This is a genomic window from Streptomyces sp. NPDC004647 (assembly GCF_040609575.1).
Classification (GTDB): Bacteria; Actinomycetota; Actinomycetes; order Streptomycetales; family Streptomycetaceae; genus Streptomyces.
In genome coordinates, this window is record NZ_JBEXKU010000051.1 from 1 (window position 1) to 20,369 (window position 20,369).

16 protein-coding genes are annotated in these 20,369 nt (G+C 71.3%); 10 read left to right on the forward strand and 6 right to left on the reverse strand.

Translation table 11 applies throughout. From position 1 onward, the window contains the following. Positions 1 to 26 precede the first annotated feature (26 nt). Positions 27 to 929, reverse strand: a complete 903-nt coding sequence (locus tag ABZW18_RS22170; RefSeq protein WP_356189926.1) for a hypothetical protein — start codon at positions 927 to 929, stop codon at positions 27 to 29. Between the two features lie 87 nt (positions 930 to 1,016). Continuing rightward, positions 1,017 to 3,035: an acetoacetate--CoA ligase gene (locus ABZW18_RS22175; protein WP_356189928.1), complete on the reverse strand. Its 2,019-nt coding sequence runs from the start codon at positions 3,033 to 3,035 to the stop codon at positions 1,017 to 1,019. 262 nt (positions 3,036 to 3,297) lie between these two features. Here ABZW18_RS22175 and ABZW18_RS22180 point away from each other — a divergent pair, with 262 nt between their 5' ends. After that, positions 3,298 to 5,652, forward strand: coding sequence for a glycoside hydrolase family 31 protein (locus tag ABZW18_RS22180; RefSeq protein ID WP_356189930.1), 2,355 nt, complete (start codon positions 3,298 to 3,300; stop codon positions 5,650 to 5,652). Here the strand turns inward: ABZW18_RS22180 and ABZW18_RS22185 are convergent, their stop codons facing one another. Continuing rightward, on the reverse strand, positions 5,653 to 6,246 hold the full coding sequence (locus ABZW18_RS22185) for an NUDIX domain-containing protein (protein WP_356189932.1): 594 nt from the start codon (positions 6,244 to 6,246) through the stop codon (positions 5,653 to 5,655). Positions 6,247 to 6,317: 71 nt separating this feature from the next. On the opposite strand from ABZW18_RS22185, the gene ABZW18_RS22190 reads away from it, so the two are divergent. Continuing rightward, positions 6,318 to 7,157, forward strand: coding sequence for a M15 family metallopeptidase (locus ABZW18_RS22190; RefSeq protein WP_356189933.1), 840 nt, complete (start codon positions 6,318 to 6,320; stop codon positions 7,155 to 7,157). On the opposite strand, the gene ABZW18_RS22195 is transcribed toward ABZW18_RS22190, so the two are convergent. Continuing rightward, the gene (locus ABZW18_RS22195; RefSeq protein WP_356189935.1) at positions 7,085 to 8,011 is read right to left on the reverse strand and encodes an alpha/beta hydrolase; all 927 of its coding nucleotides are present in this window, start codon (positions 8,009 to 8,011) and stop codon (positions 7,085 to 7,087) included. The genes ABZW18_RS22190 and ABZW18_RS22195 overlap by 73 nt on opposite strands. 274 nt (positions 8,012 to 8,285) lie before the next feature. Then, positions 8,286 to 9,251 carry a serine hydrolase gene (locus ABZW18_RS22200; protein ID WP_356189937.1) on the reverse strand — a complete coding sequence of 322 codons (966 nt, stop codon included), beginning with the start codon at positions 9,249 to 9,251 and terminating at the stop codon, positions 8,286 to 8,288. A 138-nt stretch (positions 9,252 to 9,389) separates the two neighbouring features. On the opposite strand from ABZW18_RS22200, the gene ABZW18_RS22205 reads away from it, so the two are divergent. From ABZW18_RS22205 to glpK, 6 genes are all read left to right on the forward strand, one after another. After that, positions 9,390 to 9,737, forward strand: a complete 348-nt coding sequence (locus ABZW18_RS22205; RefSeq protein ID WP_356189942.1) for a DUF962 domain-containing protein — start codon at positions 9,390 to 9,392, stop codon at positions 9,735 to 9,737. A 149-nt stretch (positions 9,738 to 9,886) separates the two neighbouring features. Continuing rightward, positions 9,887 to 10,303 (forward strand): zinc ribbon domain-containing protein, encoded by a 417-nt coding sequence (locus ABZW18_RS22210; RefSeq protein WP_356190019.1) that lies wholly within the window; start codon positions 9,887 to 9,889, stop codon positions 10,301 to 10,303. Beyond that, positions 10,300 to 11,490: a lipid-transfer protein gene (locus ABZW18_RS22215; protein ID WP_356189945.1), complete on the forward strand. Its 1,191-nt coding sequence runs from the start codon at positions 10,300 to 10,302 to the stop codon at positions 11,488 to 11,490. The genes ABZW18_RS22210 and ABZW18_RS22215 overlap by 4 nt, the downstream gene beginning before the upstream one ends. 338 nt (positions 11,491 to 11,828) lie before the next feature. Continuing rightward, on the forward strand, positions 11,829 to 13,535 hold the full coding sequence (locus ABZW18_RS22220) for a GGDEF domain-containing protein (protein WP_356189947.1): 1,707 nt from the start codon (positions 11,829 to 11,831) through the stop codon (positions 13,533 to 13,535). Between the two features lie 363 nt (positions 13,536 to 13,898). Further along, entirely contained in the window at positions 13,899 to 14,615 is a 717-nt protein-coding gene (locus ABZW18_RS22225; protein WP_356189949.1) for an MIP/aquaporin family protein, read from the forward strand. 41 nt (positions 14,616 to 14,656) lie between these two features. Beyond that, positions 14,657 to 16,168 carry a glycerol kinase GlpK gene (gene glpK, locus ABZW18_RS22230; RefSeq protein ID WP_356189952.1) on the forward strand — a complete coding sequence of 504 codons (1,512 nt, stop codon included), beginning with the start codon at positions 14,657 to 14,659 and terminating at the stop codon, positions 16,166 to 16,168. Positions 16,169 to 16,248: 80 nt separating this feature from the next. Here the strand turns inward: glpK and ABZW18_RS22235 are convergent, their stop codons facing one another. Beyond that, positions 16,249 to 16,857, reverse strand: a complete 609-nt coding sequence (locus ABZW18_RS22235; protein WP_356189954.1) for an ATP/GTP-binding protein — start codon at positions 16,855 to 16,857, stop codon at positions 16,249 to 16,251. Between the two features lie 431 nt (positions 16,858 to 17,288). Between ABZW18_RS22235 and ABZW18_RS22240 the strand changes: the two genes are divergently transcribed. After that, a complete protein-coding gene (locus ABZW18_RS22240; protein WP_356189956.1) occupies positions 17,289 to 19,712 on the forward strand; it encodes a glycosyltransferase in 2,424 nt (807 codons plus the stop codon). A 214-nt stretch (positions 19,713 to 19,926) separates the two neighbouring features. Next, positions 19,927 to 20,316: a hypothetical protein gene (locus ABZW18_RS22245; protein WP_356189958.1), complete on the forward strand. Its 390-nt coding sequence runs from the start codon at positions 19,927 to 19,929 to the stop codon at positions 20,314 to 20,316. Positions 20,317 to 20,369: the final 53 nt, after the last annotated feature.

Genomic DNA, 20,369 nt, shown 5'->3' on the forward strand with positions numbered 1-20,369 from the left:
GCTCGGTGCGGGACGGCCACCGCCGTTCAGCGGTCCCCCTCCTCCGGAAGCGGCAGTTCGATGCCCGGCCGGTAGACGACTCCTGGCTCGGGCGGCACCGGTTCCCCGGTGTCCGCGTCGGTGCAGTACGCGGCGAACACCTCGGCCTCGCTCAGAGCCCGGGGCCAGCCGCCGCGCAGAGCCCAGCCGCGGACCAGGTCGGGGCCCTTGTCCGCCGAACCGCTGCTGCGGATGACGATGCCGCCGGGGCTGTCCGTGGCGATGCCCGCAGCCAGTACCGTGCAGAAGACCAGTGCCTCCGGCTCCACCAGGTGCACCAGCCCGTCGTCCCGGCATTCGGCGTGCAGGACCGCGATGAGCGGTGCGCCGTCGACCGGCACGCTGCACACCGCGTGGTGCGTCCCGGGGCCGACTGCTTCGACCATCCTCATCAGAGCCTGCGAGGCACGGGCGTACGCGGAACGCCCCACGTCCCGGCCGCAGTCGGCGCAGTCACCGGTCCCGGCCAGCACGGCCGTCGCGCTCTCCAGCGTGGAGTGCCTGTCCGCCACCCCGATGAGTTCCGGCACCAGCAGATCGATGGGCTGCCCCTCGTACGGGACGGTGGCGCCCAGGGCCGCCACGTCGGCGGTGTACCGCGTGCGGCTGTGCGGCAGGTCCGGATCGAGTCGGACGTCCTCGCAGAACTCCCCGTACTCGACCGGGTCGAAGAGGGCGACCGTGGTGTGCACACCCTGTGACGCGAGTGCGCGCAGCAGGCCCTCCATCTCCTTCAGATACGCGGCGTGGTCGTCGAAGGCGAATGTCGCGTACCGCCGCATGGCCGCGAAGTCCTCCTCTCCTGCCAGCAGCGCCACGGTGCTGGGCGCTTCTCGGCGCAGCGTGTGCCGTGCGGTCGGTGATTTCCCGTCGTTCCCGGTCCGTGTCATGACTCCCCCTCAGCCCATTACGGTCAATGCTCACTCACCGTAATCGGGAGGTCTGACAACGGAGTGTGACAACTGCGGGGGCAGTCGCTACGCGGAGTGATCGCGGGCGACTCGCTCATAGAAGCGGAGGAGTTCGAGGTTGTCGACGGAGCCGGGGTTGACGGCCTTCTCGAGCGGGGTGCCCTGGAGCAGCCGCTTGACGGGGACCTCGATGCGCTTGCCGGTGAGGGTGTGCGGGACGCCCGGGACCTCGATGATCTCGTCGGGGACGTGGCGCGGCGAGAGCTGTTCGCGGATGGTGCGCTTGATGCGGTCGCCGAGCGCGTCGTCGAGGGCGGCGCCTTCGGCGAGGTGGACGAAGAGCGGCATCCAGTAGCCGCCATCGGGCTGCTCGACGCCGATGACCAGGGATTCGCGGATCTCGGGGAGGCGTTCGACGGCTTCGTAGATGTCGGCCGAGCCCATCCGGACGCCCTGCCGGTTGAGCGTGGAGTCGGAGCGGCCGTGGATGACGACCGTGCCGCGCGCGGTGACGGTGATCCAGTCGCCGTGCCGCCACGTGCCGGGAAACATCTCGAAGTAACTCTCCCGGTAGCGGCTGCCGTCCGGGTCGTTCCAGAAGCGGATCGGCATGGAGGGCATCGGGTTGGTGACGACCAGTTCGCCGACCTCGTCCGTGACCGGTTCGCCGTGCGGGTCCCATGCCTGGAGGTCGGTGCCGAGGCAGGGCGCCTGGAGTTCGCCGATGAAGACGGGAAGGGTGGCGACGGCGCCGGCGAAACAGCTGCAGACGTCGGTGCCGCCGCTGACGGAGGCGATCCACATGTCCTCGGCGACTTCGTCGTGCAGCCACCGGAATCCGTCGGGCGGCAGCGGCGAGCCGGTGGTGGCGACGCACTTCACGCGGGAGAGATCGAAGTCGCGGCCGGGGTGCACCTCGGCCTTCCGGCAGGCCATGACGTAAGCGGCCGAGGTGCCGAAGAGTGTCGCACCGGTGCGCTCGGCGATGCGCCACTGGGCGGCCGTGTCGGGGTAGCCGGGGCTGCCGTCGTAGAGGACGACGGTGGAGCCGACGAGGAGGCCGGAGACGAGGAAGTTCCACATCATCCAGCCGGTGGAGGTGTACCAGAAGAAACGGTCCTCCGGGCCCAGGTCCGTATGCAGGCCGAGCTGTTTGAGGTGTTCGAGGAGAATGCCGCCCTGGGACTGGACGATGGCCTTGGGCAGGCCGGTCGTACCGGAGGAGTAGAGCACCCACAGCGGGTGGTCGAAGGGGACCTGCTCGAAGACCGGCTCCTCGTCGGCGGAGACGAGGCCGTCCCACTCCAGGGCTCCGTCGGGGGCGGGGGTGCCGAGCAGAGGGATGTGCACCACCGCGCGCAGGGTGGGCAGTTCGCGGCGCAGCTCGGCGACGGTCTCCGCGCGGTCGTGTTCCTTGCCGCCGTACCGGTAGCCGTCGACGGCGAAGAGGACGACGGGCTCGACCTGCTGGAAGCGGTCGAGGACACTGCGGGCGCCGAAGTCGGGGGCACAGGAGGTCCAGACGGCGCCGACCGCGGCGGCGGCGAGGAGCGCGACGACGGCCTGGGGGACGTTGGGGAGATAGCCGCTGACGCGGTCGCCGGGCCGTACACCGAGCCGGCGCAGTTCGGCGGCGAGTGAGCCGACCTGGCGGCGCAGTTCGGCCCATGACACCGGGTGCGGCTCGTGGGTCTCGTCGACGTGGAGGAGTGCGGGGGTGCCGGCTCGTTCGGGGTCCGCTGCGGCGCGCAGGGCGTGCTCGGCGTAGTTGAGGGTGGCTCCGGGGAACCAGCGGGCGCCCGGCATGGCGGCGTCGGCGAGCACCGTCTCGTACGGGCTGTCGAAGCGCACGTCGAACCACTCGGCTGCGGCCTGCCAGAAGCGCTCGAGCTCATCGACCGACCAGCGGTGGAGCGCGGTGTAGCTCGCTACGGGGTCACCCGGCACCGCCCGTGGCGCGCCGTACCGGTCGGCGGCCCACTCCTGGAAGCGGGTGACCTGCGCGCCGGCGACGCGATCGGCTCCTGGCTGCCACAGCGGCTCCGGCTGCGGAGCAGGCGTCGGTGCGGTGTTCGCTGAGCTCATGGCACGGCTCCCGGGCTGTACGCGTTGGCTGCTCGGTTCGCGCCGCCTGGTGGGCGGCATGCCGCGCGCACGGGCGTCGGGGATCCCCTCGGCGGTTCGAGGGGCGTGCGCGTGACGCGGCTGAGCAGGACGATGCCATGTGATCGACTGCGGCACCAGGGCGGCCCACCCACATTCGGGGGGTGACGAGTGTGCCCCCACCACGGTGAACGGCAGTTGAACGTGCCCCGTACGGTCCACCGCCAGTGGCAGGGTGAGCAGCATGGATGCGCGTGAACTGGTGCGGTCGGTGAAGGTGCTCGGTACGGCGCAGGGACTGCGCTCGGTGCGCGCGGCGTGGCTGCGGCAGCGGGCCGATGCGGCGGGGCTGCCGAGGAGGGGGCCGGAGCGGGCGCGCGTGCCGGGGCTCGTGCAGGGCGCGGAGCCGCAGCCGGGGGGCGGAATCGTCCGTTTCACGCGCTCCTCCTTGCGGGTGCGGGTGGCGACGGGCGGTGCTGTCTTCTGCGGCTGGGACGGCGCAGGGCCGGAGCCGTCGTACGCGCTGGCGCGCGGCTGTCCGGCGGCCGACGCCCGCGCGGTGCTCGAGCCGGACAAGGACGGCGGCTGGCGGGTCGTCTCCGAGCGGGTGACGGTGGTGGTGTCGCGTCACGGGGCGGTGGAGATCCGTACGCCGGGCGGGGTGGTGCTGCGGCGGGATCTGCCGCCGCGCTGGTGGGATCCGGTCGCGGGTACGGAGGACGCCGGCACGCGCTGGGTGCAGCGGTCGGAGGTTCCGGCCGACGCGCGGTTCTTCGGTCTGGGCGGCCGGGCGTCGGGCCCCCGGCTGCGGGACGGCTCGTACCGGCTGTGGAACACCGACCCGGGGGGTGCGTTCGGGCCGGGCGACGATCCGCTGTACATCACCATGCCGGTGCGGATGGTCGTCGCGGACGCCGGCACCCATCTGGTGTTCCACGACAGTACGTGGGACGGGCGCGTGCGGCTGCGCGAGGGCGAGGAGGGGGCCGGCTCGGGTCACGACCGGCCCGGCTCCTGCGAACTGCAGATGGACGGCGGACCGCTGCGCTCCTGGACCGTGGTCGGCTCCCCCGCGCGCGTGCTGCGGGGCTGGACCGCGCTCACCGGCGCACCCGCGCTCCCCCCGCGCTGGGCGCTGGGACACCACCACGCCCGCTGGGGTTTCGGCGGCTCGGAGGAGGTCCGCCGGGTGGCGGCCGGCTACCGGGAGCGGGGGCTGCCGCTGTCCGCGCTGCATCTGGACATCGACCACTTCCGGGGGCACCGGGTGTTCACGGTGGACACCGAGCACTTCCCCGATCTGCCGGGGCTGGCTCAGGAGCTGCGCGCGGAGGGGGTGCGGCTGGTGTCGATCATCGATCCGGGGGTGAAGGCGGAGCCGGGCTATCCGGTGTACGACAGCGGGTCGGCGTCGGACGCGTTCGTCCGGGACGCGCGCGGCCGGGAGGTACGCGGAGTGGTGTGGCCGGGCGAGTCGGTGTTCCCCGACTTCACGGACCCGCAAGTGCGCACGTGGTGGGGCGGCCTGTACGCGGAGCGGCTGGCGCAGGGCTTCTCCGGCGTGTGGCACGACATGAACGAGCCGGTGTCCTTCGCGGCTTTCGGCGATCCGACCCTGCCGCGCTCGTCACGGCATGCCCTGGAGGGCCGGGGCGGCGACCACCGGGAGGCGCACAACGTCTACGGCCTCCAGATGGCACAGGCCGGGTACGAGGGGCTGCGCGAACTGCGGCCGCAGGAGCGGCCGTTCCTGTTCTCCCGCTCCGGCTGGGCCGGGATGCAGCGGTACGGCGGCACCTGGTCGGGCGATGTCACCACCGGCTGGCCCGGGCTGCGGGCATCGCTGGCTCTGGTGCTGGGGCTGGGGCTGAGCGGGGTGCCGTACTCGGGTCCGGATGTGGGCGGCTTCACCGGCTCGCCGTCCCCGGAGCTGTATCTGCGGTGGTTCCAACTGGCGGCGTGGCTGCCGCTGTTCCGTACCCACTCGGCGTTCTTCGCCGGGCGCCGGGAGCCGTGGGCGTTCGGGCCGCAGGTCCTGGAGCACGCGCGCGTGGCACTGCGCGAACGGGAGAGGCTGCTGCCGTATTTCGTCACCCTGTCCCATCTGGCGCAGCGCACGGGTGCGCCGTATGTGCGCCCCGTGTGGTGGGGCGCACCGCAGGACCGGGGGCTGCGCGACTGCGGGGACACCTTTCTGCTGGGCGACGCACTGCTGGTGGCACCGGTGCTGGAGCGTGGCGGCACCCGGCGGGCGGTACGGCTGCCGCGTGGCCGCTGGTACGACACGGCCACCGGGGAGGCCCACGAGGGACCGGGCCAGGTCCTGCTGGATGCTCCGCTGGGGCGGATTCCCGTGCTGGCGCGGGCGGGCTCGGTACTGCCCGTCGTGGCGGAGGACGGGGGCGTGGAGCTGGAGGTGTGGGCGCCGACGGCGGGCCGCAAGGGCGGCGGGCTGGTGATCTCCGATGCCGGGGACGGATGGGAGCGGGCCCGGGTCGAACGTTTCACCTCGAGGGTCGCGGACGGCGGGGTGGTCGTCCTGCGGGAGGACGGTGAGGAACCCGGGTATCCGGTGCGTGTACGGGGGTCGGCGGGCTGATCAGGGCACGGGCCAGGGTGCAGGCAGGTGGTCGTAACGGCCGTCGAACCAGGCCCGGGCGGCCAAGGTGTGCAGGGGGAAGACGAGTTGAGCCGGTCTTTCCAGGATTTCCCAGCCTTCCGTCTCGTCGGTGGGGACGGAAGGCGGGAGGTCTTCGGCGGAGAGCTCGGGGAACAGGCCGAAGATCAGCAGATGGCCGGCGGGCGAGCTGAGCGCGTCGGCGAGTCGTACCTGACCGGGGTCGGCGGGGATGCCGGTCTCCTCGCGGAACTCGCGCGCGACAGCGTCCCGCCAGTCCTCACCGTGATCGATGAAGCCGCCGGGCAGGGCCATCCCGCCTCGACCGGGTTCGATCGTGCGGCGGATGACGACGAGTCCGGTGCCGGTGCGGATGCCTGGGCCTGGGCCGCTGGCTGGTCCGGCGCCGGCGCCGTTGCCGGGCGTGCCCCGGACGGGCAGGAGGGCCACGGCGACCGGCAGGGGGTTGCGGTAGACGGTGTTGCCGCAGTCCGGGCACTGCCGGGGCCAGTTGAGGCCGGACGGGTAGGCGGCCCCGCAGGACGAGCAGTGGGACTGGGGTTCGAGGTCGGCCACGCGCGGACTGTATCCGCTTCCGGCCCCGTACACCTTCCCACGGGCCGGTCCGCCTGATAGATCCAATGAGCATGTCACGACTCCCTGCCGCACTCCGCGCCCTGGCTCTCACCGCGGCCGCGCTGATCGCCGTCACCGCCGCTCCCCCGGCGGCCACGGCCCGGGCGAAGCCGGAGCCGAAGGCGCCCAAGGAGTTCGTCGCCCTGCGGGACGTCGACCCGACCATCCGCGAGGAGATGCGCTACATCACACGGCACAACTTCGTGGGCGAGCCCATCGACGGCTACCGCCAACCGCTGTGCATCCTCACCGCTCCCGCGGCGAAGGCGCTGCACACAGCGCAGAGGGCGCTGCTGCGCCGGGGCTATTCGCTCAAGGTGTACGACTGCTACCGGCCGCAGCGGGCGGTGGACCAGTTCGTCGACTGGGCGAAGGATCTCGACGACCGGGCCATGAAGGAGGAGTTCTATCCGCAAGTCGACAAGTCGCGGCTTTTCGCGGACGGTTACATCGCCGAGAAGTCGGGGCACAGCCGCGGCAGCACGGTGGATCTGACGATCGTGAAGCTGCCGGCCCGCCCGACCCGCCCGTATGTGCCGGGTGAGCCTCTCGTCCCCTGCTACGCACCGCAGAAGGAGCGCTTCCCCGACAACTCCGTCGACATGGGCACGGGCTTCGACTGCTTCGACACCCTGTCGCACAGCATGGATCCGCGCATCAAGGGCAAGCAGCGCGCGAACCGGCTGCTGCTGAAGAACACTCTGGAGAGCCGGGGCTTCGTCAATCTTCCCGAGGAGTGGTGGCACTTCACCCACAAGCCCGAAGTCTTCCCCGACACCTACTTCGACTTCCCGGTGTCACGGCGGTCGCTTCCGGCGCCGCACCAGGTTCTGGTCCGGCCGATCATGTGATGGCCGCAGGGTTGGGTCGTTGTGAATGTCGCGACGGTCCGGGAGAAGCGGAGGGGGTCGTCGAGCCACGGGAAGTGGCCGGCGTCCGGCTGGACGGCCAGTTCGGCCTGGGGGAACATCTCCGCAATGGCAGCAGCGACGCGGGGAAGCGGGCCGCTGTCCACGTCACCTGCGAGAACCAGGACCGGCGCGTCCAATACGGCAAGAGCGGCGCGGGTTGCGGCAGGATCGAAGGCACCGGAGGACGCGTACATCTCCGCGGCCTCCGCGTTGCTCTGTTCAACGTCGGACGCGGCGTGTGCCTGAGCGGCTGTGTCCCAACGGCCGTAGAAGAACGGGGCAAGGGCATCCCAGTCGGCATCAGTCGCGGAGCCGGCCCAGACAGCTTCATAGGCATCGTGCGCGGCCCTGAACCAGGGCTCAGCCGTGCGCAACGCGGCCGCCTCCCGGCGGTGCTCTTCAGTGAAGTCGACGCCCAGGGCGCGAGCACGGGCGGTGATCAGAGTGAGGGAGCGGATGCGCTGCGGGTGCCGGGCCGCGTAGAGAATGGCGAGATCGCCGCCCGCCGAGTGCGCGAGAACATCGACGCGGTCCAACCCGAGGTGATCGCGGAGTGCCTCGACGTCGGTGACCTGCCGGTCGCAGCGGTACGTCGCCGGGTCGGCGGGGATACCGGAATCGCCGGTGCCACGCAGGTCGAGCATGACCAGCCGGCGTTGCCTGGACAGTCCACCGAGATCTCCGAGGTATGCGGCAGCGCGCATGGGTCCACCGGGCAGGCAGAGCAGCGGCTCGCCCTCGCCCACGACGTGATAGGCGAGTTCAGTCCCGTCGAGAGCGGTGAAAGCAGGCATGGCGCCATCCTCATCACCGCGTGACGAGCGCAGCAAGCGGTTTACGCCCATGCCGGCCGGGATCGGCGGCACATGGCCTGGAGCGGCTCCGCGGTCCGGGACTCATGTGGGTCCCGGACCGCCCTCCCGCTTGTTTCGGGCGCCGAGCAGCCGTGGCCGGGTCTCTCTGGTTCGCCGCGCGGTCGGCGTACCGGGCCCGCCGGGAGCCGGTCCGGACCCGCCGCGGGTGGACTCGTATCCCCCGGTGTGCCCAGGTGCTGCCCCGCCGACCGGTCTACGGTCCGTCAGGGGCCACCGGGGGGGCGGGGGTGCGGAGCGGCACGGTCGGAACGTACCGGCCGGCGGCCGGGGACGCCGGGGTCAGGTCCTGGTGGATGGCTCGGGCGGCGCCCTGGATGGTTTCGATGCCGTAGTTCATGGTGCGGCTGTCCTGGGAGAGGACGACGATGCCGTAGTCATGGCCGCGGCCGGTGAAGGCACCCATGCTGTGCACCCGCCACGCGTGCGTGGAGCGGGGCAGCCAGCCGTTCTTCACCGCGATCGTCGCCGTGCCCGGGGCTCCGGCGGGGACGCCCCAGCGCTGCCCCGGGACGACCTGGTTCATCAGGTCGAGCGCGTAGGCACGCGCCTGCTCGTCGAGGACCGGGTTGCTCGCGGTCAGCAGTTCCAGCAGTTTCAGCTGGTCGCCGGCGGTGGTCCGAGTGAGGCCCCATTTTCCGTCCGTGCCCGGAACCGTGCTGTCCATCCCGGCCAGGCGCAGGAAGCGCTCGATGCCCGCGGTTCCGATCTGCCGCCAGAGAGCGGAGGTCGCGTCATTGTCCGAGGTGGTGATCATCGCGTGGGTGAGTTCCAGCTCGCGCGGCGTGAAGACGCGCTGCTCCTCCATGGCCTGCCGCAGCAGCGCCCCCAGGACAGCGACCTTGACCACACTCGCGGAGTCGAAGCTCCGGTCCGCCGCGAGCGTGCACCGGGTTCCGGTGCGGCGGTCGTACAGCGCGGCGGCCGTGGTGCTCTGCCGTCCGCTCAGGGCCGCGGCGACGTCCTTGGACAGCCGGTCGGCCAGCCCTGGCTGCTCGGATGTGCACAGGACCTGCGGCCCTGCGGCGGCCCCCCGGGCCGCGGTGCTCACGCCCGCCGCGGCTGCCGGGCCCGCCGTCGCGAGTACCGCGGCGAGCGAACCGGCAGCCATAGCCGCAGGCAGCACGCGCGCCGCGGTGCCGGATATCAAGGGTCCACGCATATGGCTTCCGTCCCGTTTCGTTCCGCTTTGCCCTGTGCGGCCGCACCGACCGGCCCATCTCGCGGATTCAGCCACCCGACCATAGGGGACGGCGACGGAATTCTTCACTGTTGTCCCGCACGGCACTACGGTGCGGCCATGACGCAGCAGACGTTCACGTCGTACGAGGAGTTCTGGCCCTACTACGTGGCCATGCACTCCAAGGCGGCCACCCGCTGGATCCATCTGACCGGCACCCTGACCGGACTCACGCTGAGCGCATACGGCCTGGCGCGCGGCCGCAAGCGCTACCTTCCCGCGCTTCCGGTCATCGGTTACGGCACCGCCTGGCCCGCCCACTTCCTCATCGAGAAGAACAACCCCGCCACCTTCGGGCACCCCCTGTGGTCGCTGCGCGGCGACGCGCAGATGATCCGGATGATGCTCATGGGGCGGGATCACGAGCTGGCCGAGACCGCCGCCAAGTGGCTCGCCGAGAACACCTGACCGTGGCACACTTCTGAGGCACTCCTGACGTACCGTCAGGTCTGATGCCGGGAGGGGCCTTGCCGCGTACGCGTACGCCCGTGGTGACCGGTTGGTTCAGCAGCGGCCACGGGAGCGGTCCGCCGGACGCGGCCGGCGCCGAGGACGCGTTGTCCGCCGCGGACGCCGAGGGCTTCCGGCTGCTCGGCACCCGCTGCACCGCCTGCGCCTCGGTCTTCTTTCCCCGGGAGGACCACTTCTGCCGCAACCCCTCCTGCGCGGGAGCCGAGTTGGCCGAGGTCCCGCTCTCCCGGCGGGGCCGGGTGTGGTCCTACACCGATGGGCGCTACCGGCCTCCCGCGCCGTACGTCTCGGACCCCGCCCGGGAGTGGGAGCCGTACACGCTCGTCGCGGTGGAACTGGCGGCCGAACGCATGGTCGTACTCGGCCATGCGGCGCCCGGGGTGACCGTGGACGCTCTGGCGGTCGGCATGGAGGTCGAGGTGGTCCCCGGCGTCCTGAGCGAGGACGAGGAGCGTGTCTGGACGACCTGGCACTGGCGGCCCGTGGGCGAGGGCCCGGCATGAGCGGCGACGTCGCGGTGCTCGGCGCCGGAATGCACCCCTGGGGCAAGTGGGGCCGCAGTTTCGTCCGTTACGGCACCGCCGCCGCCCGCGCGGCACTCGCGGACGCCGGGCTCGGCTGGCAGGACATCGACTCCGTGGTGGGCGCGGCGACCGTGCGAGGGGGCTACCCGGGCCATGTGGCGGGCGCGACGTTCGCCCAGGCCCTGGGATGGCAGGGCGCCCGGGTGACGAGTGTGTACGCGGCCTGTGCCTCCGGCGCGCAGGCCTTGAACACGGCGCGGGCGCAGATCCTGGCGGGGATGGCCGATGCCGTGCTGGTACTCGGCGCGGACGCGGCACCGAAGGGCTTCTTCGCCCCGGCGGGCGGGGACCGGCCCGACGATCCGGACTGGCTGCGCTTCCGCGTCCTGGGCGCCACCAACCCGGCGTACTTCGCGCTGTACGCACGTCGCCGTATGGCCCTGTACGGCGACACGGCCGAAGACTTCGCCCAGGTCAAGGTGAAGAACGCGGCGGCAGGTGCGGCGAACCCCCATGCCCGCTACCGCACGGCGGTCTCGGCCGAGGACGTGGCCGCCTCCCCGGTCGTCGCCGAACCGCTGCGGCTGCTCGACATCTGCGCCACCTCCGACGGCGCCGCGGCACTGGTGCTGTCCGGCATGGACTTCGCTCGCCGGCACGGCGTCCGTGACCCGGTTCGTATTCGAGCCGTCTCCACCGCCTCGCCGCACTACCCGAGGACGGTGCTGGACCTGCCGGACATCGCCACCGACTCGGCTGCCGCCGTCGAGCCGTCGCCGGAGGCGTTCCGGGCGTCGATCGCCCGCGCAGCCTACGAGGAGTCCGGTACCGGACCGGAGGACCTCTCGCTCGCCGAGGTCTACGACCTGTCCACCGCCCTGGAGCTGCAGTGGTACGAGGACTTGGGCCTGTGCGGGGCGGGTGAGGCCGCGAAGCTCCTCCGTGAGGGCGCCACGGCGCTCGGCGGCCGGCTCCCGGTCAACCCGAGCGGCGGGCTGGCCTCCTTCGGCGAGGCCGTCCCCGCCCAGGCCATCGCCCAGGTCTGCGAACTGACCTGGCAGCTGCGCGGCCAGGCTGGTGACCGGCAGGTCCGGGAAGCGCGGGCCGGAATCACCGCGAACCAGGGGCTGTTCGGGCACGGATCGTCGGTGATCGCCGTCCGCTGAGCGCCCCCCCGGGGCCTGGGTGAGGACCGCCACGACCGGGCGCCGGGCGGCTCCGGTGCGACGACGCGCGCTCGGCTCTGCCGCGGAACGCGCGGGAGGATCCCCTGCGCGGACCACCGGCGCACGGCCGGGTGGTGGGCGGCCGAACGGGCAACGGCAGGTCCGGCGGCGGTGGTGGGCGGCCGGTCGGCGACAGCGGGTCCGGCGGCGGTGGCCGTCGCGCGTACTGCGCCCTCACCCGGCACCACCCGCCTCCGCAGCCCCTACCCTCCGGAAGGGAGCGTGAACTCCGCGTGAACCGTGCGCCCGCGCACGCGAGTTGCGGCCATCATGCTGGTGTGCCCTCCTGGACGGACCATCTCCGCTTCGCCTTCCAGCCCGTCGTGAACCTCACGACCGGATCTGTGGCGGCCCTGGAGATACTCGCCCGCCCGGAGCGGGGGGACGTGCTCACCCAGGCACGCCGCAATCCCGACCTCGACGGGGAGCTCGCGGCGCTCGCCGTACGGTCGGCGACCCGGCTGGAGACCCTGCTCCCGCTGCACGTCAACGTCTTCGCCGGGACGGCCGCGGACCTCGGCGGGCTCGCCTCCCTGGGCAAGGCCGTGCGCGACAGCGGAAGGCTCCCCTGGGAAGTGACCGTCGACCTCGGCGCCCCCTTCACCCATGTCCCGTGGCCGGCCCTGCTGTCGGCCGTGGCGTCCCTGCGCGACCAGGGCTTCCGGATCTGCGCGGACGGTGTCGGCGACGGCGACCTGCCGCTGCGGCTGCTCGCCGGGCTCTCCCCCGACCTCGTCAAAGTCGATGCGTCGGTCGTGGCACGGCTGCCGGAGGACCCGGGGTACCGGGCCGTGGTCGCCGGGCTCCGCCGGTTCTGCGACGACTCCGGCGGTCAGCTCTCCGTCGAGGGCGTGGAGACCGAACTGCAGTACGCGGCAGCGCGCGAGACCGGCGCGCAGCTCGCCCAGGGCGACCTCTTCGCGCCTGCCGCGCGTCTGCCCGCCGCCGATGTGTACCGCCCGGCCCCGCCCCCGTCGGTGCCCGCCGGACCGTCCGGACCCACCAGGCCGTTGGTACTGGAGTTCCTGCATCCCGCCGCGCTGCTCCCGGTGTCCGCCTCCGCCGGGGACGTACGGGCGCTGCTCACCGCATCCCCCGAAGTGTCCGGCGTGGTGCTGGTCGACTCCGCCGGGGCGCCCGTACGCACCGTGGACCGGGACCGTTTCCTGCTCTCGCTCTCCGGGCGGTACGGGCACGCCCTGTATGCGGACCGCCCGGCGGTGCGCCTCGCCGACCTGCCCCGTACGGTCGGCACGCACGCGACGGCATGGCAGGTGCTGGACGTGGTGGCGGCCGACGAACGCAGCCGCACCGGCGACGACGTGACGGTCGTCGACGGGAAGGGCCGCTGCGTGGGCGTGGTGCACCTCGCGGACATCGTCCGGGTGCTCGCGGAGAACCGCGTGGAGGAGGCGGCCCGGCTCAACCCGCTGACCCGGCTGCCGGGTTCCGACGCGGTCAACTCCGAGGTGGACCGGCGCATCGCGGACGGCCGGGAGTTCGCGCTGAGCTGGCTGGACGTGGACGGATTCAAGCAGGTCAACGACGGGGCAGGTTTCGCGGCAGGCGATGAGCTGATCAGGGCGGTGGGCCGTACGCTCGCCGAGGCCGCCGCCGGGCGGCAGACATCGCGCGTCGGGCATATCGGCGGCGACGACTTCCTGCTGCTGGCCGACCCGGACGCGCTGGAACCACTGGCCTCGGCCGCACTGGACGCCCCCTGGTCGGTGGCCGGGATACCCGTCACCATGTCACTCGCCACGGTGCTGTGCCCGCCGGGCAGCGTGGCCGACCACCACCAGGCCGCGGCCTGCCTGGCCCCGCTGAAGAAGAGGGCCAAGGCGCTGCGCGGGGCGAGTTGGGTGCTGGGCCGGCCCGGGTCCCTACGGCACGAGGTACGGCGGGGAACCCTCGCACGCGTGCCCGGTCCCGGAAGCGCCGCGGGCGCCACCGGTGCCGTCCGCGGGGTGCCCGCCCCCGGTTAGATCCTGTCCTGCCGTCCCGGCTGGTACTACCTGTCCCTGCGGTGTCGGCGTGCCCACGCGCGCGTGCGAGGGCCGCGGGGCACCCTCACAGCCGTTGCTGTACGCGACCTTGACGCTCTCACAGCACCGGTGAACACTGCCGGATGTCAGTCGGCGTCGCCGCACCCCGGCCACCGGCCCCGCAGGTCACTGCCAGGCCGAACGGCCCACCACCCATGGGCGATTCCGCTGTGCCGGCACGCTCGTCGCGCGGCCGCCGGGGCGGGCTCGGAACCCCCGCCGCCGGCGCTCCGCGGGCACGGGAAACGCACCCTGTACGGAGGACCGGGGCGAGCACCCCCGGCGAGGGCCAAGGAGCCGCAAATGGAATTCTCCCATGGGGACATATTCGTCGGTGAGGTCATCGGCACCGCGATCCTGATCCTCTTCGGCGCCGGTGTGTGCGCCGCTGTCACGCTGCGCCACTCCAAGGCGCGGGCCTCGGGGTGGGTCGTCATCGCCTTCGGCTGGGGCTTCGGCGTACTGGCCGGGGCATACACGGCGGGGCCGCTGTCCGGAGGCCAGCTCAATCCGGCCGTGACCGTCGGCATCGCCGTCGACACCGGCGAGTGGGACCAGGTGCCGCTCTATCTCCTCGGCCAGATGGTCGGCGCGAGTCTCGGCGCCGTACTCGCCTGGCTGGTCTACTACGCGCAGTTCGGCGCCAACGAGGAGCCGACGCTGGGGATCTTCTCGACCATCCCGGAGATCCGTAACCCGGTCGCCAACCTCATCACCGAGATCATCGCGACGGTGGCCCTGGTACTGCCGATCCTGGCGTTCGGACTGACCGAGGGCCTCGGCCGGTCCGGCACCCAGACGCTGATCGTCGCCTTCCTCGTCGTCGGCATCGGACTCTCGCTCGGCGGGCCCACCGGGTACGCCATCAACCCGGCCCGCGACCTCGGCCCGCGGATCATCCACGCCGTACTGCCCATCCCCAACAAGGGTACCTCCGACTGGAGTTACTCATGGGTGCCGGTAGCGGGCCCGCTGATCGGAGCAGTGCTGTCCGGCCTGATCTTCAACGCAGCTTTCTGAGCCCTCTGAGTCATCTGAGCCCTCTGAGTCAGGAGACGTCCATGACGGACACGTTCGTCGCCGCAATAGACCAGGGCACCACCTCCAGCCGATGCATCATCTTCAGTCAGGACGGCGCGATCGTCGCCGTCGACCAGCGCGAACACCGGCAGATCTTCCCCAAACCGGGCTGGGTGGAGCACGATGCCACCGAGATCTGGTCCAAGGTGCAGGCGGTCGTCGCCGGCGCGCTCGGCAAGGCGGGGCTGCGCGCCGACCAACTCAGCGCGCTCGGCATCACCAACCAGCGCGAGACCACTGTGCTGTGGGACCGGGCGACCGGCAGACCCGTGCACAACGCCATCGTGTGGCAGGACACCCGGACCGCCGCGCTGTGCAACGAACTCGGCGGCTCGGACGGGCAGGACCGGTTCCGGGACGCGACCGGACTGCCCCTCGCCAGCTACTTCTCCGGGCCGAAGGCCGCCTGGCTGCTCGACAACGTCCCGGGCCTGCGCAACCGGGCCGAGAGCGGCGAGATCGCCTTCGGCACCATCGACTCGTGGCTCATCTGGAATCTGACCGGCGGCACGGACGGCGGGGTGCATGTCACCGATGTGACCAACGCCGGCCGCACGATGCTGATGAACCTCGAGAGTCTGCAGTGGGATCCGGCGATCCTCCGGGCGATGAACATCCCCGAGGCCGTACTGCCCGAGATCCGCTCCTCCTCCGAGGTGTACGGCACGGCCGTCGGCCGGCTGGCGGGAGTCCCCGTGGCCTCCGCGCTCGGTGACCAGCAGGCGGCGGTCTTCGGCCAGACCTGCTACGGCGTCGGCGAGGCCAAGAACACCTACGGCACCGGCAGCTTCCTGCTGCTCAACACCGGCAACCGGCCCGTGCCGTCGAAGAACGGCCTGCTGACGACCATGGGCTACCAGCTCGGCGGTGAGCAGCCCGTCTACTGTCTCGAGGGCTCGATCGCCATCACCGGCGCGCTGGTGCAATGGTTCCGCGACCAGCTCGGCATCATCACATCAGCCGACGAGATCGAGACCCTCGCGGCGAGCGTCGACGACAACGGCGGCGCGTACATCGTGCCGGCCTTCTCCGGCCTGTTCGCCCCGTACTGGCGCTCCGACGCCCGTGGTGTGGTCACCGGCCTGACCCGGTACGTCACCAAGGCCCACCTGGCGCGGGCCGTCCTCGAGGCGACGAGCTGGCAGACGCGCGAGGTCGTGGACGCGATGTACCAGGACTCCGGTGTGCAGATCACCACGCTGAGGGTGGATGGAGGCATGACCGCGAACGGGCTGCTGATGCAGCATCAGTCGGATGTGCTCGGCGTGCCGGTCATCCGGCCGGTGGTCTCCGAGACCACCTGCCTGGGCGCGGCGTACGCGGCCGGACTGGCCACCGGCGTTTGGCAGGACCTGGACGAGCTGCGGGCGCACTGGCAGCGCGACCAGGAGTGGACGCCGCGGATGGAGGCGCAGGAGCGCGAGCGTGAGTACCAGAACTGGCGCAAGGCGGTGGAGCGCAGCTTCGGCTGGCTCGGGGAGGGCGAGGTGTAGAGCGCGGCCCCGCACGGAGCCGGCCCCGCACGGTGCGCGCGGCTCGTACCCCGACATGGGGTACGGGCCGGACGCGTGCGTCAGGTGGTGGCGGGCAGCCGGCGGGCCGCCGCGGTCTCCATGGCGTGCTCGACGACGGAGACGAGCACGTCCTTGGCGGAGTCCCGGTCCCGTGCGTCGCACAGGAGCACGGGGACGCCGGGGTCGAGGTCGAGGGCGTCGCGGACGGTTCCGGGTGCGTGCCGCTCGGCCCCGTCGAAGCAGTTCACGGCGACGGTGAAGGGGATGGCCCGCCGCTCGAAGTAGTCGATCGCGGCGAAGCAATCGCCGAGGCGGCGGGTGTCGGCGAGCACGACCGCGCCGAGGGCGCCCTGGGCCAACTCGTCCCACAGGAACCAGAAGCGGTCCTGGCCGGGGGTGCCGAAGAGATAGAGCACCAGGTCCTCGCGGAGTGAGATCCGGCCGAAGTCCATGGCGACGGTGGTCGTGCGCTTGGCCTCGATCCCGTCGGTCGAGTCGACCGGCCGGCCCGCCTCGGTGAGGAGTTCCTCGGTGCGCAGGGGTCTGATCTCACTGACCGAGGCGACCAGCGTCGTCTTGCCGACACCGAAGCCGCCCGCTACGAGGATCTTGAGCGTCACCGGTTCGACAGAGGGCTTTCGGCGTTGCTCAGAGCGCCCGAAGACCATTGATCTCTTCTCCTGGTCTACCATTTATGCAGTTCAGAGGCATTCTTGGCTCTTTGGGACCGGTAAACGGCCGATACCAGCAAGGGAACAGTACAACGGGACCGCCGGGCAACTCCCGTGCGGTATGGCATCGTTGCCCGTCCCGCGCCGATCAAGGACTGCGGTTGCGCGGCGGCCTACCGGGCCCTGACCGCCGCACGGTCCCGTTCCGGTGGTCAGGGGACGTTCCCGTTCCTTCCCGGTGAACAGCCGGCCGACCGCCATCGCCACTCACTACGCCGAATGTGCCCGCATTCCATTGCGCCGAGCGGGTGGTCGTATTGATGGCCTTCCGCTCTTTCATGAGGCAGGGCACCCGATGACCGAGACCGGACGAGAAATGCCCGTTCAGCCGGGAATGCTGCCCGGAGATGTCCGGGCATACTGTGCGGATGCCTGCGCAAACGAGAATTCCGGCACTTATCCACCAGACGTGGAAGGACGCGGACGTACCCCCGAAATGGAGGGGGTGGGCGGAGTCCTGGCAGCGGCACCACCCGGGGTGGGAGTACCGGCTGTGGACCGACGCGGACAATCGCGCGTTCCTCGAAGAGCATTACCCGTGGTTCCTGCCGATTTACGACGGCTATGCCGAGGCGATCATGCGGGCGGATGCCATCCGGTACTTTCTGCTCGACCATTTCGGCGGGCTGTACGTGGATCTGGACTTCGAATGTCTGCGGCCGCTGACCGAGATCCTCGCCGGACGCGACCTCGTGCTCGGTTGCGAGCCCGAGGCGCACACCCAGTTGCTGCTGGCCCGGCGTCGTGGTTTCGATCGCATCGTCGGCAATGCCTTCATCGCGTCACGGCCGGGCCATCCCTTCTGGGCGCACGTGCACCGGCAGTTGGTCGGTGCGCACAGAATGCCCAGCACTCTGGACGCCACGGGCCCGTTCTTCCTCACGCGCGCCATCGGATCCTCCCCGGACCCCGGTTCCGTCACGGTGCTCGCCTCGGAATTGCTCTATCCCGAGGTGAGTCCTTACGCGACACGGCTGTTCGGACCGCAGGATGTCGACCGGGACCGGGCCTACGCCGTACACCACTGGGCCGGCAGCTGGACTCCGGACACCACCTGGACACCACGGACATCCACGGGCAGGAGGGTCGGATTCCGGGCGAGCCAGGACATGCAGGCCTTCGCCGACGGCGTGATCGACCTGGACGCCCAACGCCGGCGGTGGGCCGCCGGGGCACCGGCACCCACGGTGTCGTGTCTGATGGTGACCAAGGACCGCGCGCCGCTGGCGCAGCGGGCGATCGCGTGCTTCCTCGCACAGACCTATCCGAACCTGGAACTGGTCGTGCTGGACGACGGCACCAGCGACAGTCTCGAGCGGTACGTCCGGGGCCTGGGCGACCCGCGCATCCGGTTCCACCGTCTCCCGCCGGACGGGCTGCCGCTGGGAGCCCTGCGCAATGTCGCGGTGGAGCGGGCCACCGGGGCGTATGTGTCCCAGTGGGACGACGACGACCTCTACGACCCGGAACGGATCGACGTACAGATGGCGGCGATCCTCGCGCTGGGCGCCGAGGCGTGCTTCCTCGCCAGGGAACGGCTGTGGTGGCCCGCCCGGCGCAAGCTCGCGCTCTCCTGCGCGCGGCTCTGGGAGGGCTCCATGGTGTGCGCGAAGGACGGCATGCCGCGCTACCCGGAGCAGCGGCGGGGCGAAGACACCCCGGTGGCCGAGCAGTTGGCGCGTACCCGTCGGGTCGTCTCGGTGGACGGCCCTGAGCTGTACACCTATGTGTTCCATGAGAACAACACCTTCGACGCGGCACACTTCGCGCGGCACTTCGATGTGGCGACCGATGTGTGTTCGGAGGCCGGATACGCCGAACAGGTGCTGGCGATGGCGAACCGGCTGCCGATCGATCCGAGGGATCTCGTCCACGCCGAGACCGGTCCCGGCGCCACCGAACCGCCCGAGCCACGGGTGTGCGAGCCCGCGCCCGTGCCGTCGAGCGAGCGGCCTCCGATTCTGGTACTCACCCCGGTCAAGGACGCGGCCACGTTCCTGCCCGGCTACCTGGACGACCTGCTGGGTCTGGACTACCCGCGCGAGGCCGTCTCCCTCGGCCTGCTGGAAGGTGACAGCCGGGACGGCACCTGGGAGATGCTGCAGCGCGCTCTCCCCGAACTGGAGGCGACGTACCGGCGCGTCACGCTCGTACGGCAGGACTTCGGCTTCCGCTCGACGGGTCCCCGCTGGGAGGCGGGCATCCAGCGGGAACGCAGGTCGGTGCTGGCCAGAGCGCGCAACCATCTGGTCGCCCGTGCCCTGGCCGACGAGCAGTGGGTGCTCTGGCTCGACTGCGACGTGACCGGCTGCCCGCCCGACCTCGTCCAGCGCCTGCTCGGCGCGGGCAAGGACATCGTCGTCCCGCACTGCGTCACCGAGCCCGCCGGGCCCACGTACGACCTCAACACCTTCGTACTGCAGCCCAGGGCCGGTGCCCTCAACTGGTCGCAGTGGATGCGCGACGGGATCCTGCAGCCCCCGAAGGGATTCGGCCGGATTTATCTGGACGAGCTGCGTGCGCACCACCTCATCCGTGTCGACTCGGTCGGCGGCACCGCACTCCTGGTACGTGCCGATCTGCACCGCGACGGCCTGGTGTTCCCGACCTTCCCCTACCGGCAACTCATCGAGACCGAGGGGATGGCCGCGATGGCCCGGGACATGGGCACCGCCTGCTGGGCGCTGCCCAATCTGGAAGTGCTGCACCCCCACCACCCGGCGGGGCTGCTCCATCACCCGGGCGGCCCCTCGGAGGTGCCGCACAGCGGGGCGGTTTCCGCTCCGGGATAACGCTGTACGGGGCCCGAGCGCGTTTGTTCAATTGCGCGCTCGGGAGGCCCGGAATTCAGCGGTGCCACCTGGTTAGGCAGCATGGAGTAACTGCTTTGGACGCGTTATGTGCGCAATTTTACTGTGAGCCCACTGCCCCACCGTTGGGCTGGCCGGTATCGCAAACCGGTCCCGGCTCTCAGAAAAGAAAGGCGCCATCGTGAAAACCCGCCTCATGACCTCTCTGGCCCTTCCCGCCGCCATGGCAACCGCCGGACTTCTCAACACCGCGGAAGCGGCGTACGCCAGCTCCGTCGTGGACAAGGACGTATCGGCAGGCACGCACGAGAAAGCGGACCAGAGCAACGGACCGGTCTGCCCGCCGGTCGGCAACCTCACCTTCGTCGACTACGGGAACGGGCAGTGCTGTCCGCCGGTCGGCAACGTCACCATCGTCGACTACGGCAATGGGCACTGCTGCCCGCCGATCGGCAACGTCACCATCGTCGACTACGGCAACTGGCAGTGCCCGCCCGTGGGCAACTCCGTCTTCTTCGACTTCGGCCAGCCGCAGGTCTATCAGTTCGAGCGCCTGGAGGAAGCGGTGGAGTCGGTCGTCGACTAGGCCGGGAGCACGGCAGGGCTGTGTCCGGGGCCCGCGGGCATCCTGAGGGGCAT

Bases quoted from the DNA above. Each gene is read 5' to 3' on its own strand.
- ABZW18_RS22245 (WP_356189958.1), top strand. From the start codon at position 19,927: ATGACCTCTCTGGCCCTTCCCGCCGCCATGGCAACCGCCGGACTTCTC.
- ABZW18_RS22190 (WP_356189933.1), top strand. From the start codon at position 6,318: ATGTCACGACTCCCTGCCGCACTCCGCGCCCTGGCTCTCACCGCGGCC.
- ABZW18_RS22235 (WP_356189954.1), bottom strand. From the start codon at position 16,857: ATGGTCTTCGGGCGCTCTGAGCAACGCCGAAAGCCCTCTGTCGAACCG.
- ABZW18_RS22200 (WP_356189937.1), bottom strand. From the start codon at position 9,251: ATGCGTGGACCCTTGATATCCGGCACCGCGGCGCGCGTGCTGCCTGCG.
- ABZW18_RS22175 (WP_356189928.1), bottom strand. From the start codon at position 3,035: ATGAGCTCAGCGAACACCGCACCGACGCCTGCTCCGCAGCCGGAGCCG.
- ABZW18_RS22225 (WP_356189949.1), top strand. From the start codon at position 13,899: ATGGAATTCTCCCATGGGGACATATTCGTCGGTGAGGTCATCGGCACC.
- ABZW18_RS22170 (WP_356189926.1), bottom strand. From the start codon at position 929: ATGACACGGACCGGGAACGACGGGAAATCACCGACCGCACGGCACACG.
- glpK (WP_356189952.1), top strand. From the start codon at position 14,657: ATGACGGACACGTTCGTCGCCGCAATAGACCAGGGCACCACCTCCAGC.
- ABZW18_RS22205 (WP_356189942.1), top strand. From the start codon at position 9,390: ATGACGCAGCAGACGTTCACGTCGTACGAGGAGTTCTGGCCCTACTAC.
- ABZW18_RS22240 (WP_356189956.1), top strand. From the start codon at position 17,289: ATGCCTGCGCAAACGAGAATTCCGGCACTTATCCACCAGACGTGGAAG.
- ABZW18_RS22180 (WP_356189930.1), top strand. From the start codon at position 3,298: ATGGATGCGCGTGAACTGGTGCGGTCGGTGAAGGTGCTCGGTACGGCG.
- ABZW18_RS22215 (WP_356189945.1), top strand. From the start codon at position 10,300: ATGAGCGGCGACGTCGCGGTGCTCGGCGCCGGAATGCACCCCTGGGGC.
- ABZW18_RS22195 (WP_356189935.1), bottom strand. From the start codon at position 8,011: ATGCCTGCTTTCACCGCTCTCGACGGGACTGAACTCGCCTATCACGTC.